The organism is Sphingomonas abietis, assembly GCF_027625475.1.
Lineage (GTDB): Bacteria > Pseudomonadota > Alphaproteobacteria > Sphingomonadales > Sphingomonadaceae > Solisphingomonas > Solisphingomonas abietis.
The window spans coordinates 3326612-3342472 of sequence record NZ_CP115174.1; the positions used below are offsets into that span (position 1 = coordinate 3326612).

Below are 15861 nucleotides of genomic sequence, written 5' to 3' on the forward strand. Positions count from 1 at the left end.
CGCCCCCGCGTCACAGCAGCTGCGCCTGCGAACCGAACTGGTGGGAGGGCCGCGTTTCGACACGCACGGCGCGGCGGTTGACCGGGGCGAGCGGTGGCAGCTTCGCCCCGCCGCCATGGAAGATATCGGCCGGGGTCAGGATCTGGAGCCGCGGGAAGCGGCCGAGCTGGGTGTCGTGCAACCCTGCCGCCATCGCCTCGGCCAGCATCGGCCGGGTCGGTTCGTAGGCGGAGAGGAACAGCCCGAAGGGATAGGCGTCCCGCTCCATCACCCCGCGCAGATCGCGCACCATCGCGACGCCGACATGCTGCCCGGCCTTCACCGAGATCACCCCGGTCGAGGTCGTGCCGCCGCTCTCATAGGGGTAGAAATGGCCGTCGACGCCCCGGTCCGCGCCCTTGCGACCGCCGTCCAGCGGATAGCCGCCGACCTTGAGGCAGAACCAGTTCTGGAACTCGTGCGGCTTCTCGCCGGCGAGGCGTAGCGCGCTGTCGCGATCCTTGGGCACGCCGATCGTCTCGAAGCGGACGGCCTCGCCATAGCCTTCGCGCAGCCGCTTTTCGATCAGCCCGACGGCGAGATGGGTGACGTCGATCCCGATCCACTGCCGGCCGAGCTTCTGCGCCGCGTCCACCGCCGTGCCGCAGCCGCAGAATGGATCGAGCACGACATCGCCGGGGTTGGAGGAGGCGGCGATGATCCGTTCGAGCAGGGCCAGCGGCTTCTGGGTGGGATAGCCGAGCTTCTCGTCCGTGTTGTCGAGCCATTTCACATCCTGATCGATGCCGTCAGGCGTGCCGACCAATATCCCCCTGGTGCCGGGCTGATAGGCCCAGATATCCTGATGCAGCACGCCGTCCCCGGCTTCCAGATATTGCTTGTAGCGCGGCAGGGAACCGCTCCGTGCCGGATGCAGGATCAGACCGAGCGCATCCAGCCGGTCGAGGAGATGCTGCGGGCTGGCCGCGCCACGCTCGCCGGCCAGCTCCGCCAGCAATTTGCCTGGTAACGCCCAGTGCCGGTTCTTCGCGTTCGGATCATAACCGCGCCAGGGCTGTCCGCTGTCGCCCTTGCGCGACCCGGCGCCGGTCAGCACATTGGATTGATAGGGGCCTCGGGCATCTTCATGCGGGAAGGAATCCTTCACGTAGGACTTCGTGAAAGGGCGCCGACCGGGGTGGAAGATCATCCGGTCGGACACGCTGTAGAAGAAGATGATGTCGTGGATCGGCCCGAATTGCCGGCTCAGCTTGTTATGCGCGTTGGTCCGCCGCCACACGATCTCGTTGCGAAAATTCTCCGCCCCGAACACGGCGTCGAGCACCAGCTTGAGATAGTGGCTCGCGGTCGGGTCGCAGTGGAGATAGAGGCTGCCGGTCGGCTTGAGCACGCGATGTAGCTCGACCAGCCGCACCGCCATCATCGCCAGATAGGCCATCAGCGCGTTCTCGCCGATCGCAGAGCGCATCGCCTGCATCAGCATGTGGAGCTTGTGGTGGCCGCTTTGGGTGATCTCGATCAGCGCATTGGCCGCCGCCGGCCCCCATTGCCAGCTGTCGTCGAACGCCTCGATGCTGGCGTCGGTGCCCGCCCCCGACTGCGACTTGAACAGGATATTGTAGCTGGCGTTCGAGTTGAACGGCGGATCGAGATAGACCAGATCAACGCTCGCGTCGGCGACATGCGCGCGCAGCACGTCGAGATTGTCGCCATAATGCAACCGGTTCATCCTGCCCCCGCGTTGTGCCCCGGATCGCGAGACTAAGCGGCGCGGCGATCGCGGCACGAGCGCGGATTGATCCATATTGGTCGCAGCGGGGTTGGATGCGCGACCTGTCGTCCCCATTTCGGAGAGACCTTGCCCCTCCCGAACAAATATGGAACAGACTGAGCCCTATGCTGACTCATATTTCCGTCCGTGGTGCCCGCGAGCACAACCTCAAGGATGTCTCGCTCGATCTCCCGCGCGACAAGCTGATCGTGATCACCGGGCTGTCCGGCTCGGGCAAGTCGAGCCTCGCCTTCGACACCATCTATGCCGAGGGGCAGCGGCGCTACGTCGAGAGCCTGTCGGCCTATGCGCGCCAGTTCCTCGAACTGATGCAGAAGCCGGACGTCGATCATATCGAGGGGCTCTCGCCGGCCATCTCGATCGAGCAGAAGACGACGAGCCGCAACCCGCGCTCGACGGTCGCCACCGTCACCGAAATCTACGACTATATGCGCCTGCTGTGGGCGCGGGTCGGCATCCCCTATTCGCCGGCCACCGGCCTCCCGATCAGCGCGCAGACGGTCAGCCAGATGGTCGACCGGGTGATGGCGCTGCCCGAGGGGACGCGCGCGCTGCTGGTCGCCCCCGTGGTCCGCGGCCGCAAGGGCGAGTATAAGAAGGAGCTGGCGCTGTGGCAGAAGGACGGCTTCCAGCGCGTCCGCATCGACGGCACCGTCTACGAGATCGACGAGGCGCCGGCGCTCGACAAGAAATACAAGCATGACATCGAGATCGTCGTCGATCGCCTGGTGATCCGCGCGCCCGAGCCGGGCGACGACAGCAACGGCCTCGCCACCCGCCTGGCGCAGAGCTTCGAGACCGCGCTCAAGCTCGCCGAGGGATTGGCCTATGTCGATGTGATGGACAGCCCGGATTCCGTTCGTCCTGAGCCTGTCGAAGGACGTGACGCAGGCGAGGCATCCGGAGCACGTGCTTCGACAGGCTCAGCACGAACGGGGGGGATGAAAGGTCTGGTGCTCCCCGAAGGCATCTCGGAACGCATCACCTTCTCCGAGAAGTTCGCCTGCCCGGTCTCGGGCTTCACCATCGCCGAGATCGAGCCGCGGCTATTCTCGTTCAACGCGCCGCAGGGCGCCTGCCCGGCCTGCGACGGGCTCGGCGAGAAGCTCTATTTCAACCCCGAGCTGGTCGTCCCCAACGAGAATCTGTCGATCAAGCAGGGCGCCGTCGTGCCGTGGGCGAAGAGCAACCCGCCCTCGCCTTATTACATGCAGGTGCTGAGCAGCCTCGCCCGCGAATATGATTTCGACCTGGCGACGCCGTGGAAGGATCTCTCCGAGGAGGATCGCGACACCATCCTGCACGGCACCCGCGGCCGCGCGGTGACGCTGAAGTTCATGGACGGGCGCAAGAGCTACGAGGTCAAGAAGCCGTTCGAGGGCGTGATCGGCAATCTCGATCGCCGCATGTTGCAGACCGAGAGCGCGTGGATGCGCGAGGAGCTCGCCAAATATCAGTCGAGCCGCCCCTGCGAGGTGTGCGACGGCGCCCGCCTCAAGCCCGAGGCGCGCGCGGTGAAGATCGCCGGCGAGGACATCAGCATGTCGACCCGCCGCGCGGTCGGCCCCGCGCTGAAATTCTTCCGCGAGATGCCCGAGCATCTCAACGAGCAGCAGAACCAGATCGCCGAGCGCATCCTCAAGGAGATCGTCGAGCGGCTGGGCTTCCTCGACAATGTCGGGCTCGACTATCTCAACCTCGATCGCACCTCCGGCACGCTCAGCGGCGGCGAGAGCCAGCGCATCCGCCTCGCCAGCCAGATCGGCTCGGGCCTGTCGGGCGTGCTCTACGTGCTCGACGAGCCGAGCATCGGCCTCCACCAGCGCGACAATGACCGGCTGCTGGTCACGCTGCGCCGGCTGCGCGATCTCGGCAACACCGTGATCGTGGTCGAGCATGACGAGGATGCGATCCGCACCGCCGATCATATCGTCGACATGGGGCCGGGCGCCGGCGTCCATGGCGGCGCGATCGTCGCCGAGGGCAGCCTCGCCGACATCCTCGCCAACGAGGACAGCCTGACCGGCGACTATCTCTCCGGCCGCCGGAGCGTGCCCCTCCCGGCCCGGCGGCGCACGGGCAATGGCAAGCAGATCACCGTGAAGGGCGCGCGCGCCAACAATCTCAAGGATGTCAGCGCCTCGATCCCGATCGGCACCTTCACCTGCATCACCGGCGTCTCGGGATCGGGCAAGTCGACCTTCACCATCGACACCCTGTTCGCGTCGGCGTCCCGCACTCTCAACGGCGCCCGCATCCAGGCCGGGCATCATGAGAAGATCGAGGGGCTCCAGCATCTCGACAAGGTGATCGACATCGACCAGTCGCCGATCGGCCGCACCCCGCGCTCGAACCCGGCGACCTATACCGGCGCCTTCACCCAGATCCGCGACTGGTTCGCCGGCCTCCCCGAAAGCCAGGCGCGCGGCTACAAGCCTGGCCGCTTCTCGTTCAACGTCAAGGGCGGGCGCTGCGAGGCCTGCTCGGGCGACGGGCTGATCAAGATCGAGATGCACTTCCTGCCCGACGTCTACGTCACCTGCGACGTCTGCCACGGCCAGCGCTACAACCGCGAGACGCTGGAAGTGACCTTCAAGGGCAAGAGCATCGCCGACGTGCTCGACATGACCTGCGAGGATGCGGTCGAATTCTTCAAGGCGGTGCCCGGCATCCGCGACAAGATGGCGATGCTGGTCGAGGTCGGGCTCGGCTACGTCAAGGTCGGCCAGCAGGCGACCACGCTGTCGGGCGGCGAGGCGCAGCGCGTCAAGCTCGCCAAGGAGCTCTCCCGCCGCGCCACCGGCAACACCCTCTACATCCTCGACGAGCCGACCACCGGCCTCCATTTCGAGGATGTCCGCAAGCTGCTCGAGGTGCTCCACGCGCTGGTCGAGCAGGGCAATACGGTGGTGGTGATCGAGCATAATCTCGAAGTCATCAAGACCGCCGACTGGCTGATCGACCTCGGTCCCGAAGGCGGCGACAAGGGCGGCGAGATCGTCGCGGTCGGCACGCCCGAGGATGTGGTGCAGGTCGAGCGGAGCTATACGGGGCGGTATTTGAAGCCGTTGTTGGGGGGAGCGAATGTGGTGAGCGCGGCGCCGGTGAAGGCGGCGGGCAAGCGGAAGGTGGCGGCCAAGAAGGCAAAGGCGATGGCGGAGTAGTCGACGCTTGACTCCCTAAATGTTTCGGCTTTGCATAACGCCAAATCAATTGGGGGCATTCGATGGCGCGGATGATTAAAGTTTCTGGTGGCGTTCTAAACGTGAGACTCCACCCTCATCCATCTGGCGTTTACGGTCGTTTTATAGAGAGCCTTTATCGGCTGAGAAAACCAGTCAAGGTTCGCGGCGACCGCCATGCTATGATCTCTCTTTTAAACAGATCAGAGGAAGATGACGGAATTTACACGGGCTTCATCACAACGTTCATAAAAATTGATACCGATGAGCCATGGTTCGATGCCGGAGAACTCAAAGAGGCTTCAGACAATAAAGTTTCTGAAATCAGTATACCGGAAGACCTATACCCAAATTCCGCTGTCTTCAGCTTCTTATTCGATACCAATAATCATCGAATTTACGTTCAGACGTATTCCGGTGGGAAAACACTGACAATAAATTCTGCCGGTACGTTTTTTAGTCGACTGGCGGATGACCTAGGCATCACAGCAGAATTTGGCGATCCTAAAATTACTGTGGTGCAAAGCAAAGTTGGTCTCGAATCCGTTTTTTCGCTGCCAGTGATCAAGCGCGTGATAATAACGATCCAAGCGCCGAATGCGGATATTTTTGAGGACGATTTTGACGAAAAGGTCGAAGAATATCTTGGGAATTTAAATTCGAAAAAAATGACTGTCGTATTTGAAGCTGAGAGCGGCAAATCTATCAATCCAAATCAACAATTGCGTCGCTTGGGTGAGAGCGCCCTAGATCACGGATCGGTAAAAACGGAAGGCCGCGATCTACGCGGCGCGACGCAGCGCTCAACGGAGGATTTTCCGAAACTTCTTCACGATAAATTCGACCCGGATCGGGAAACAGAGCATCAAGCCTTTAGAAGAATCACGGGCAAGTAATGCCCGAGATTAAAACAGATATCGGTCAATTTCGGACCCTGCGTAGGAACCTTGGGAAATACCTGAGGGACTATGGAGGATGGAAATCCATAGCTTATTCTCCATTTTTATGGGGAGCCGTAATTCTCTCTGGCATTTCGTACAGATACATCATTTCTGCAGCGTGGGCTGACACGGCTCTCTCCGTTTTGCCTAATCTCCTAGGCTTTAGCCTTGGAACTTATGCCATGCTGTTCAGCCTTATGTCACCTAGATTAAAAAGGGCGCTTCGATCGCTTAGGAACAAGAGCGGCACGCCATACATCGACGAAATAAATGCGACATTTTTCCACTTTATATTTATTCAATGCGTATCAATCATATGGGCGTACTGTTATCAGCAAACTGCATTATTTGATGCAGCAAATTTAATTAAGTCATACGTTAAATATTCTCTCAATATTTTTAATATTCTATACTTTTTAGGCGGATTGATAGGATCAACCCTACTGCTGTATTCGATCTTTTTGATAATTGGGTCGTCTCTCGTTGTTTACAGATTGGCGAGACTGGTTGACCCGAACGAAGGCCAATAGGGCCATTACAACCCCAGCACCCCGCGCAGCGCCTCGTTGATCCGCGCCTGCCAGCCCGGGCCACTCTCGCGAAACCGCTCGATCACGTCGGGATCGAGGCGGAGCGTCACCTGCTGCTTAGCGCGCGCCCGCGCCGGTGGGCGGCCACGCACCACGACACCGCCTGGCCCGATATAGCCCGTCGCCGGGCGGATCACCTTGTCGCCGATCGAGACTTGGGCAGTGTCCCACATCTCCTCGGTCCATTCCGGCGCGTCGTCGGGATCAATCCAGTCGCTGTCGATAGCGCGCTTGCTCTCGGTCATTGCATTTCCTCATCGAAATGATGTGGCGCCCGCCCAATATGTCGGCCCATACCACCATCACCAGCCTTCCATCGAGCAGACCGTAGGTCTGGAAGCGCCTTTCGGGATAGTCGAAGCGCGCATCTTCCTGCGTGAACCCTGGCCCCTCGAAAACCTTGGGCGCATCCGCAAAATCGAGGCAGCGCCGCTCCAGCGTCAAAGCCCGCTTCACCGGATCGAAGCTGATCTCCATCGCTGCCTCACCCCCTATTTACGGAGTTACAGAAAGCCGGTCAATGGCTACGGGTTCGCCGCATCCTGCGATAAGAACAAAGCAAGATCAAACATCATTTTCCTACACATCCCTTTAATGCCATATGGGTTATCTCCGTTGAACAAGGGAGCCTATCATGCCCCGTCGCAGCACCGCCCCGGCCTCGTCCGCCATGCCGCGTCCGCGTCGCCCGCGTAGCGCCGCAACCGCAGCCGCTTCCGCCCCCGCCAGGCCGCCCGCCCCGCGCCACGACGGGATCACGCCCGAGCGCCAGCGCATCTTCTTCGAGACGCTCGCAGCCACCGCCAGCGTCACCCGCGCCGCCGCCGCGTGCGGGCTGTCGCGCCAGGCGCTCTATGCCTATCGCAACCGCGCCGATGCGCCCGCCTTCCGCGAGGCCTGGGATGTCGCGATGACCTGCGCGATCAACATCCTCGGCGACATCGCCTTCGATCGCGCCGTCGAGGGCGTCGAGGAGCCGGTGTTCTGGAAGGGCGAGCAGGTCGGCACGCGGCGGCGCTTCAACGACAATCTGCTGCTCACCCTCCTGCGGGTGCGCGATCCCTTCGCCTTCGCGCCGGAATCGGACCTCCGCCATTGGGCCGGCGCGCGCACCTACACCAACCGCCCCCGGCTCGACGGCGCGCTCGCGGCGCTGCTCGAGGAGGCGGCCGGGACGTTCGAGCATGCCTATGACGACGATCCGGGCGGGCCGCTGGATCGTCGGGACGGGCGTTGAGAGGGAGGCGGGAAAACGGGTGGGACAGCGGGCGGAAAAGCGGCCGGTGCGGGCGACGAAAAGGTCTTTTTTTCGGTCGGCCGACTGTCAACTTCGTCAACTTCGCCGGCCACCCGCCAATGACCGGCTATCACACGGGATTCACGGCGGATTCCGGGGGATTGCGCGCCGGATGCGGCGCCGATGGGCGGGCAATAAAAACCCCGCGACGGGCGGGCCGTCGCGGGGAGGTAAGCGGTCACACGCCGCGCAGAACGCGGCAGGAAAGGGGATTAGTTGGCGCCGAGCGCGGCGGTCTGCGAGTCGGCCGGGACTTCGGCGGTCAGGCGCGACACGGTGTCGGCGGAGACGGTGAAGGACACCGGGGTGTCGCCGACGCGGCCCGAGACATCGCGGCCGGCAACGCGCAGCGCGAAGGTGTCACCGGTCGTCTCGACGCGGCCGTTGACCAGCACGGTGCCGTTCGGCGCGCGCTTGGCGGTGTAGCTGTAGGTGTCGCCATCATTGGTGAAGCTGTTGGTGGGCGCTGCGGCGACGGCGGGAGCGGCGGTGAGCGCAAGCAGCGTGGCAAGAACGGTAAGACGCATGGCAATATCTCCGTGTGACCTGGGCGGGCGGGTGTGTCGCCTCGATGACAAGGAATAATGCTGCGGTGCAGCGATTCAAATGCGAAGTCCTGTTATACGATTGTTGACAGCGCAATCATCTGCCTGAAATGGGGCTTTTCAGCCGATCGCCGCACGGCTGCTCCCCGCCTTGCAGTGCAAAAAAAGCCCGGCACTGGCATCGGCCAGGCCGGGCGCGGCAGGGCGGGCGCCGCGACTCGCCGGCGCCGGCGCCGGCGCCGGGCGGCCGCTCACTCGCGGCCGGCGCCGCCGGCGCTGTCGGTCGCCGGTTCCTCGGGGGTGCCATGGCGGGTGCCGCCCGCACTGGCACCGGAGCCCTGCGCCTCGCCGGTTCGCAGCAATGCCGGCTGGCCGCGATGGGCGGCGTCCGGTTCCTCGGGCTGGCCCTGATCCGGCCCGCTCCGGCGGCGGGCCGCGGTGGAGCCGGCGGGATGATCCTAATGGCGCTCGGCCCGCTCCGGGCCGGCGCCCGCCCCGTCCTGCCGCTCGCCGATCGGCTTGGCGGGATCGGGCGGCGCCACCGGCTGCGCCGGCGGCGGCACCGGCTGGCCGACCGCATCGAGCGCCGGCGCTTCCTTCTTGCTGTCCGGGCGGCCCTTCTTGGGGCGATCGTCTTCGGGCTTGGCCGTGTGCGGATGGCTCTCCGTCATGGGAACGCCTTCTCCTTTCGCTAGAGCAACGACAGGATCAACGCGCGGGGCAGGCTGCGGTGCCCTCGAACCAACGCCGCGCTCGGACGTTGCGACACTGGACACCCCCACCCATCAGGAGAATATCCCATGATCCGTACCGGCTCCGCCCATTATGAAGGCCTCGGCAAGAGCGGCAAGGGCCGCATCTCCACCCAGTCCGGCGTGCTCTCCGATACGCCCTATGGCTTCAACACCCGCTTCGAGAACGAGCCCGGCACCAACCCGGAAGAGCTGATCGCCGCCGCCCATGCCTCCTGCTTCACGATGGCATTGTCCTTCGCGCTGGCCGGCGCCGGCCATACCGACGGCACGCTCGACACCAAGGCGGCGGTGACGCTGGAGAAGGATGGCGACGGCTTCACCGTCACCCAGTCGGCGCTGACGCTGACCGCCAAGATCCCCGGCATCTCGCAGAGCGAGTTCGATACGATCGCCGCCGGCGCCAAGGCCCATTGCCCGATCTCTAAGCTGCTCAACGCCGAGATCAGCCTGGATGCCACGCTCGAAGCCTGACACCGCCACAGGCCCGCGCCGCCCCGGCAGAAGGGCGGCGCGGATCGGAGGAGAGGAAGGCCCGCAAGACGCACCGCCAGCCCCCAGGAGCCCTATCATGCGCCTCCCCTTGATCGCCCCCGCCGACCTCTCCGACGACCAGAAGCCGCTCTATGCCGACATGAAGCAGGGCATCGGATCGGACTTCAACGCCTTCATCACGATCGCCCCCGACGGCAGCCGCGAGGCCGGCGCCCTGATGGGGCCGTGGAATCCGTGGCTGCACGAACCGCGCATCGGCGGCGCGGTGTGGGAACTGACCAAGGCGATGACGATGGAGGCGACGCTGCCCGATCCGGTGCGCCAGATCGCGATCCTCGTCACCGGCGCGCATTTCGATGCCGCCTATGAGATCTACGCCCATGTCGCCGGGGCCGAAAAGGACCGGATCGAGGATAGCAAGCTCGCCACCCTGGTGTCCGGCTCGCGACCGGAGGGGCTCTCGAAGGAGGAGGGCATCGCCTATGACGTCGCCTTCGCGCTGGTCAATGGCGGGGTGCTGCCGGAGCCGGTCTACCGCCTCGCCGTCGCCAGCTTCGGCCAGCATGGCGCCAACGAGCTGATCTATCTGGTCGGTCTCTATGCGCTGGTGTCGATGACGCTGAACGGCTTCAACGTGCCGTTGCCCGAGAAGGATTGAGCGCGCGCGTCCCACTCTCCGCCCATCGCTCTCCGCCGACCGCATATCGGAGCCCTCATGATCGTCGAAAAGCGTGCGCTTCAAATGGTGGTGGCGATCGCCTGCCTCGTTCCCTTCTCGGTCGCGATTCCCAGCGTGCTGCACGGTGCCACGACGCTTAAGGGCCTCCACGCGCCGGTGCCCCGCGATCTCGACAGCCATTTCCGCTATCTGTCGGGCATCTTCCTGATGCTCGGCATCGGCTTCGCCAGCTGCGTACCGGGGATCGACCGCAAGGGCCCGCGCTTCCGCCTGCTCGGCGCCATGGTGGTGACGGGCGGATTGGCCAGGGCGCTCTCCTGGGCGGAGATCGGTGCGCCCTCGCTGGGGCATCAACTGGGGCTGGTGATGGAGCTGGGCGTGGTGCCGGTGCTGATGCTCTGGCAGGCGCGCGTCGCCGATATCTGCATCGCCACATCGACCGGCTGAGGCCGGACGCGCCCGGTCTCAGGGATATTCGTGCGATATATCCTGCTTCAGGCCATGGAGGCGCACCACCCGCCCATCGATGCAGATCGGCGCGGCCGTCAGCCGCATCCAGCGTCGGCCGCCATCGGCCGGCCGGATCTCGGCGTCGAGCGTGAAGCCGCGCCGGTGCTTGATCGCGTAGGCCCGCAGCCGCTCCATCGCGGCCCGGGAATCCTCGCCATACATGGCGGCAGTTTCGGCGCGGGAGAGGCTCGTATCGCGCGGCAGCTCGAAGAGCGCGTAGACCCCGTCCGACCAGGTGAGCGCATTGTCGCGCAGATCGCATTCCCACAGGCCGACGCCAGGCCAGGCCGGCACCCGTTCACCGGTCGGCGCAGCCCGCAATGGCGCCCCGGCGGCATGGACATATCCGAGATCGAAGCGCTGCCCGCGTTCGAACAAGGGCCAGCTATGGTGGAGTTCCAGCGGCTGGGTTGGTCGCATATCCGATCTCTCCGACGAACGCGCAGGCTAAACCCGGCTGGTTAACAAGCGGTCAAGCCGTGGCCCCGCGCCAGAGGGCGGGACATCCGGCCGGAAGGCGGCGCCGCCGGCGATCGACATCGCCAGAATAGGATTTCGCCAGACAGAGAAAGACCACCGGGGCGGAGCTTGCCCCGGTGGTCTCGCATGGTCAGCGGCCGGAGGGTCCGGCCCGGGAGACCTTGGCCCCGCTAACCCGAAAGGTTAGCGAAGGGCCTCCCGAACGGACAGAACCGACCTCTTAGCTGAACCATGAGACATCGGATCACCTCCTTTCGCCATGTTGATGGTCCGAACAGTCTGATTCAAACCCATAAGGGATGCAACCCCTGATTTGCGCGCACCCCATCCGCGTGGCGAAAAAGCCATGGACGGTCTTCACCTGAGCTTGCGGAACAGCGCCAGCTTGTTCGCCTCGTGGCGCGCGATCGTTTCGGCATCGGCATTTGCACGGATGCGGTTGGGGGTGGCCGCCTCGCGATCACGCTCCAGAAGATATGCGCCGGTTTCCAGCTTGCGTACCATTTTCTCTCTCCTTGTCCGGAGAAAACGCACCGCGCGCCATGGCGTTGCCCCGGCGGCGGAGGCTCCCCGGCGCGGCGCCGGGGAGCGCCCAATCAGAGCTTCACGCCGACGCGGGCATAGAAGAACTGGCTCGGCAGATCATAGACCGCCGGATCATAGTTGGCGAGCGAGCAGCTGTAGCAGGCGGGCGGCGCGGTGCCGGCGATATTGTTGACGCCGACCGCGAAGTTGAAGGCGCGATCGCCGAGCTTGGTGTCCCACAGCAGCTGGATGTCACCATAGAGACGACGACCCATCTCATGCCCGGCGAAATCCCCGGTCGCTTCGTGGATCGCGGCGATGTAGCGGCCGGTGATCGAGGCGGTGAACTGCCCCAGCGACCAATCGAAGGTCGCGTTCGATTTATACTTCGGATAGCCCTGCGTGCCGGACTCGGTCCCTGCCCGCTTCACCGTGCTGCTGCCATCGGCCGTCGGCGAGACCTCGTCATATTTGAAGGTGAAGGTGTTCAGCCAGGTCAGGCCGACGGCGCCATAAGGGCCGGTCGGCGAACGGTAGGTGAAATTCACGTCCAGCCCGTCGGTCTTGATGCTGGAGATGTTCTGGAGGGTGCCGACGATCTGGGTGATCTGCCCCGATGCGCTGCGATGGATGGCCGAGCAGCTGAGCGCGTCGGCGGTCTGGGCGCAGCGATCGAGCAGGGTCGCCGGGTCGATCGCGCCGATCGCGTCCTTCACGCGGATATTATAGTAATTGACCTCCAGCGTCAGCGTCCTCGCCCAGTCGCGTGCCCAGGACGCCGAATAGACGCCGCCGCCGACCCAGCTGCGCGAGGTTTCCGGCTTCAGCCTGTCATTGCCGCCGGTCAGCACCGGCAACTGGCTGCCCTGCTGCTGGAAATCCCCGCTGGAGGGCGCGCCATTGGCGATGCAGTTCTGCCGGACGGTGCTGTTGAAGCCCGGCGCGTTGAGGCCGTTGCAGGGATCGTCCACCGGCGCGTCGAAGCGGGAGAGCGATCCGAACAATTCGCCGATCGAGGGGGCACGGAAGCCCTGTGCGTAGGTGCCGCGCAGCACCACGTCCTGCACCGGCTTCCAGTCGCCGCCGCCCTTCAGCGTCACCTTCGAACTACCGGTCGAATAATTGGAATAGCGCGCCGCGAACGAGCCGTTGAGCATCTGGAAGAAGGGCTTGTCCTTCAGGATCGGCACCGACAGCTCGCCATAGACCTCGTCCGAATTATATTGCCCGGCGGTCGCCTGCGCCGGGATATCGGCGCCGAGACCGGCCTGGATGATCGGATCGGGCGTGAACGACCCCTTGAGATCGCGATGTTCATAGCCGAACGCCACGCCGACCGGGCCGGCCGGCAGATCGAACAGCGAGCCGGAGAGGTTGGCGGTGCCGTCCCAGATCCGCTGCATCGAGCGGTCATGCTCGGTGAAGGCGATGTAGTTGAGCATCGCCGGCGTGATCGAGCCGGCGCCGCCGAACAGGTTGAGCGGCACGCAATCGCCGGTGCAGTCCGCGATCGGGCCGAGCGCCTCCTGGACATGGGCGGCGTTGACGTTGCCGGTGAAGGTCTGGCGCGCATGGCTGGTGCCGTAGACGCCGTTCAGATCCCAGAACCAGTCATGCCCGAGCAGCTGGAACTGGCCGCTGAGCGTCGCCGTGCCGTAATAGCTGTCGACCGTCTGGCTGTAGTGGCGCGGCCCGTTCTCGACGAGGCGCCGGGCCACGAAGGAATAATTGGCCGGGGTGCCGGCGGTGCCGGCCGACAGCGTGCCGAACGGGTTATAGGGATTGCTGCCGTCGATGGTGATCGTGTCGAGCAAATTGCCGTTACCCGAATCCGGCCCGATGAACAGCGGCAGCGGCGCCGCCTGGTTGGCGGACTCGCGGCGGTTGAAGAAGAATTTGCTGCTGAACTTGATGTCGCCCCCCAGGGGCTGGGTCAGCGACGCGAAAGCGGAATAGCGTTTATAGGGCGTCAGCAGATAGTTGAGCGGCGCGGTGTTGTAGCGATCGGCGTTGGAGAAATCCTTGAAGTCGCTGCCCGCCCCGGTCGGATCGAGGGGATCGAAGGCGGGCCGCCCGCCGACCGCGCTCTTGAGCGTCAGATCATTGTCGCCGACGATGAATCGCCCCAGCGGCGTCGCCGAGGAACAACTGCTGTCGCACGAGCTGATGAACGGGTGCGAGAACAGCGCGAAGGCGCGATCGGCCCGGAACACCGGCTTCTGCTGGACATAGCTGCCGCCGAACACGACCTCGGTGCCGGCCGACGGGATGCTGAAGCCGTAGCTCGCATCGTAATTGCGGGTGAAGCCGTCGCCTTCCCGGAACAGGCCGTGCTGGAGCGAGACTTCGAGCCCCTTCTGCTTGGTCTTGGTGATGATGTTGACGACGCCCGAGATCGCATCCGATCCGTAGATCGCCGACGCGCCGTCCTGGAGCACCTCGACCCGCTCGATCGCCGCCTGCGGGATCGAATTGAGATCGACCGAGCCGGGCACGCCGGACGCCGAGGAGGCGTTCACGAAGCGCAGGCTGTCGACCATGACCAGCGTGCGCTTGGACTGGAGATAGCGCAGGTCGATCTCGGAGGTGCCGGCGCCGACGCCGCCGCCATCCTGCGGATTGCCGAGATTGCCCGAGCTGTTGTTCTTGCTGTTGAGGCCGCCGCCGGCGCTCGGCATCCGCTGGAGCACGTCCGCGATCGAACTGAGGCCCGTGCGGTCGATATCCGCCTTGTCGATGAAGGTGACGGGCGACGGCTGGTCGAGCGGGCTGTGGCGTATGCGCGAGCCGGTGACGATGATCTCGTCGGCCGGGGTGGTCGCGGAGGAGGCCGTGGCCGTCGGATCGGCCACGGGTGGCGTGCCGCTCTGTGCGAAGGAGGCGTGGGCGGAAAGCGCGCAGGCGAGCGCAGCCGCCGAAACGAGGCCGGCGTGAGGCATGAGTCTCATGATGTGTCCCCTTGTTCGAGCCGTGGCACGGTTCTTGTCGGGAACGCGGTTCGCGCGTCGCCCCCGTTGCGCACCGCAGCAAGGTGACGGCCTTGAAATGATTCCGCAATATATGGAAAAATTTCCGTCGGTCGGAACACTCGTCCTGTCGCGCGGGGCGACAAAGATGAACTATCCGTCATCGCATTGCGGCAACCCCCGGCCCCCTGTAAGGCAAGGCGATATGCGTTCGGCGTCCTACCAACACTCCTCCTATCGTTCCGACGCATCGCTCCGCAGCCGATTCACCTCGTTCCTGCTCGCGCTGCTGATCGCCGCGCTGTTCCTGTTCATGCTGCTGGAACTGGGCGTGGTGCCGCTGCTGCCGCAGGAGAAGAACGACCCGATCACCGTCACCATGCTGGGCGGATCGAAATCGGCGACCCACAAGACGGTCAGCGTCAAGCGCGCCAGCCGCGGCGCCCAGAAGCCCGTCCCCAAGGTGACCAAGACGGTCGTCAGCAAGGCGGTGCCGACGCCCAAGGTGCCGCCGCCGCCCATCCCGTGGAACGTGATCCCGATGTCCAAGGAGGAGTTCGCGCAATCGGACATCTCCTCGAAGCCGACGCGCGCGGCCGCCGCCGCCGCCACGCCGGGATCGGACGGCGACAATGGCAATGACGACAGCAAGGACAGTTCGGCCACCTATGGCCCCGGCGAGGGCCCGGGCGGCGACCGGCTGTACAATGCCGAATGGTATACCAGGCCGACCGACGCGCAGATGGCCTTCTACATGCCCAAGAACGGGGTGGTCGGCGACGGCTATGGCGATGTCGCCTGCAAGACGATCCCCGATTTTCGCGTCGAGGATTGCCAGGAACTCGGCGAGACGCCCGGCTCCGGCTTCGCCCGCGCGGTGCGCGAGGCGGCGTGGCAGTTCCGCGTCCGCCCGCCCCGGATCGGCGGCAAGCCCCAGATCGGCGCGTGGGTCCGCATCCACTACACCTTCACGCTGACCCGAACGGCGCATTGACGGCGCATTGGCCGCCTGATCGGCCGACTCGCTTGCTCCCGATGGCGCACAGGGCTATAGGCGCGCGATCCAGCGGGCAAAGTCCGCGGTGGCAAGGTGCGATGGGGTGAGCG

Annotated in this window: 15 protein-coding genes; 7 read left to right on the plus strand and 8 right to left on the minus strand. The window is 64.6% G+C overall.

Annotated features, from left to right (window positions below; genetic code table 11):
- Positions 1-10: 10 nt before the first annotated feature.
- Positions 11-1729 (minus strand): DNA methyltransferase, encoded by a 1719-nt coding sequence (locus PBT88_RS15700; protein WP_270076256.1) that lies wholly within the window; start codon positions 1727-1729, stop codon positions 11-13.
- Between the two features lie 167 nt (positions 1730-1896).
- Here PBT88_RS15700 and uvrA point away from each other — a divergent pair, with 167 nt between their 5' ends.
- A complete protein-coding gene (gene uvrA / locus PBT88_RS15705) occupies positions 1897-4956 on the plus strand; it encodes an excinuclease ABC subunit UvrA (protein ID WP_270076257.1) in 3060 nt (1019 codons plus the stop codon).
- Positions 4957-5027: 71 nt separating this feature from the next.
- Complete coding sequence (locus tag PBT88_RS15710) at positions 5028-5870, plus strand: DUF4747 family protein (protein WP_270076258.1); 843 nt, start codon at positions 5028-5030, stop codon at positions 5868-5870.
- 580 nt (positions 5871-6450) lie between these two features.
- Here the strand turns inward: PBT88_RS15710 and PBT88_RS15715 are convergent.
- Together PBT88_RS15715 and PBT88_RS15720 are read right to left on the minus strand one after the other, a co-directional pair.
- A complete protein-coding gene (locus PBT88_RS15715) occupies positions 6451-6750 on the minus strand; it encodes a BrnA antitoxin family protein (protein ID WP_270076259.1) in 300 nt (99 codons plus the stop codon).
- The gene (locus tag PBT88_RS15720) at positions 6710-6982 is read right to left on the minus strand and encodes a BrnT family toxin (RefSeq protein WP_270076260.1); all 273 of its coding nucleotides are present in this window, start codon (positions 6980-6982) and stop codon (positions 6710-6712) included. The genes PBT88_RS15715 and PBT88_RS15720 overlap by 41 nt, the downstream gene beginning before the upstream one ends.
- Before the next feature lie 157 nt (positions 6983-7139).
- Between PBT88_RS15720 and PBT88_RS15725 the strand changes: the two genes are divergently transcribed.
- Complete coding sequence (locus PBT88_RS15725; RefSeq protein WP_270076261.1) at positions 7140-7742, plus strand: hypothetical protein; 603 nt, start codon at positions 7140-7142, stop codon at positions 7740-7742.
- 272 nt (positions 7743-8014) lie between these two features.
- On the opposite strand, the gene PBT88_RS15730 is transcribed toward PBT88_RS15725, so the two are convergent.
- Complete coding sequence (locus PBT88_RS15730; RefSeq protein ID WP_270076262.1) at positions 8015-8329, minus strand: hypothetical protein; 315 nt, start codon at positions 8327-8329, stop codon at positions 8015-8017.
- Between the two features lie 476 nt (positions 8330-8805).
- Positions 8806-9018: a hypothetical protein gene (locus PBT88_RS15735; RefSeq protein WP_270076263.1), complete on the minus strand. Its 213-nt coding sequence runs from the start codon at positions 9016-9018 to the stop codon at positions 8806-8808.
- A gap of 129 nt (positions 9019-9147) precedes the next feature.
- Here PBT88_RS15735 and PBT88_RS15740 point away from each other — a divergent pair, with 129 nt between their 5' ends.
- The 3 genes from PBT88_RS15740 (at position 9148) to PBT88_RS15750 (ending at position 10720) form a co-directional block, all read left to right on the plus strand.
- Entirely contained in the window at positions 9148-9573 is a 426-nt protein-coding gene (locus PBT88_RS15740) for an OsmC family protein (protein ID WP_270076264.1), read from the plus strand.
- A 97-nt stretch (positions 9574-9670) separates the two neighbouring features.
- Entirely contained in the window at positions 9671-10252 is a 582-nt protein-coding gene (locus tag PBT88_RS15745) for a carboxymuconolactone decarboxylase family protein (protein ID WP_270076265.1), read from the plus strand.
- A 57-nt stretch (positions 10253-10309) separates the two neighbouring features.
- On the plus strand, positions 10310-10720 hold the full coding sequence (locus PBT88_RS15750; protein ID WP_270076266.1) for a DUF4345 domain-containing protein: 411 nt from the start codon (positions 10310-10312) through the stop codon (positions 10718-10720).
- Positions 10721-10738: 18 nt separating this feature from the next.
- On the opposite strand, the gene PBT88_RS15755 is transcribed toward PBT88_RS15750, so the two are convergent.
- The 3 genes from PBT88_RS15755 to PBT88_RS15765 all read right to left on the minus strand — a co-directional run bounded on the left by PBT88_RS15755 (position 10739) and on the right by PBT88_RS15765 (position 14736).
- Complete coding sequence (locus PBT88_RS15755) at positions 10739-11203, minus strand: hypothetical protein (protein ID WP_270076267.1); 465 nt, start codon at positions 11201-11203, stop codon at positions 10739-10741.
- A 417-nt stretch (positions 11204-11620) separates the two neighbouring features.
- Positions 11621-11767, minus strand: a complete 147-nt coding sequence (locus PBT88_RS15760) for a hypothetical protein (RefSeq protein WP_270076268.1) — start codon at positions 11765-11767, stop codon at positions 11621-11623.
- Positions 11768-11859: 92 nt separating this feature from the next.
- Entirely contained in the window at positions 11860-14736 is a 2877-nt protein-coding gene (locus PBT88_RS15765; protein WP_270076269.1) for a TonB-dependent receptor plug domain-containing protein, read from the minus strand.
- Between the two features lie 223 nt (positions 14737-14959).
- Between PBT88_RS15765 and PBT88_RS15770 the strand changes: the two genes are divergently transcribed.
- On the plus strand, positions 14960-15748 hold the full coding sequence (locus tag PBT88_RS15770; protein WP_270076270.1) for a hypothetical protein: 789 nt from the start codon (positions 14960-14962) through the stop codon (positions 15746-15748).
- Positions 15749-15861: the final 113 nt, after the last annotated feature.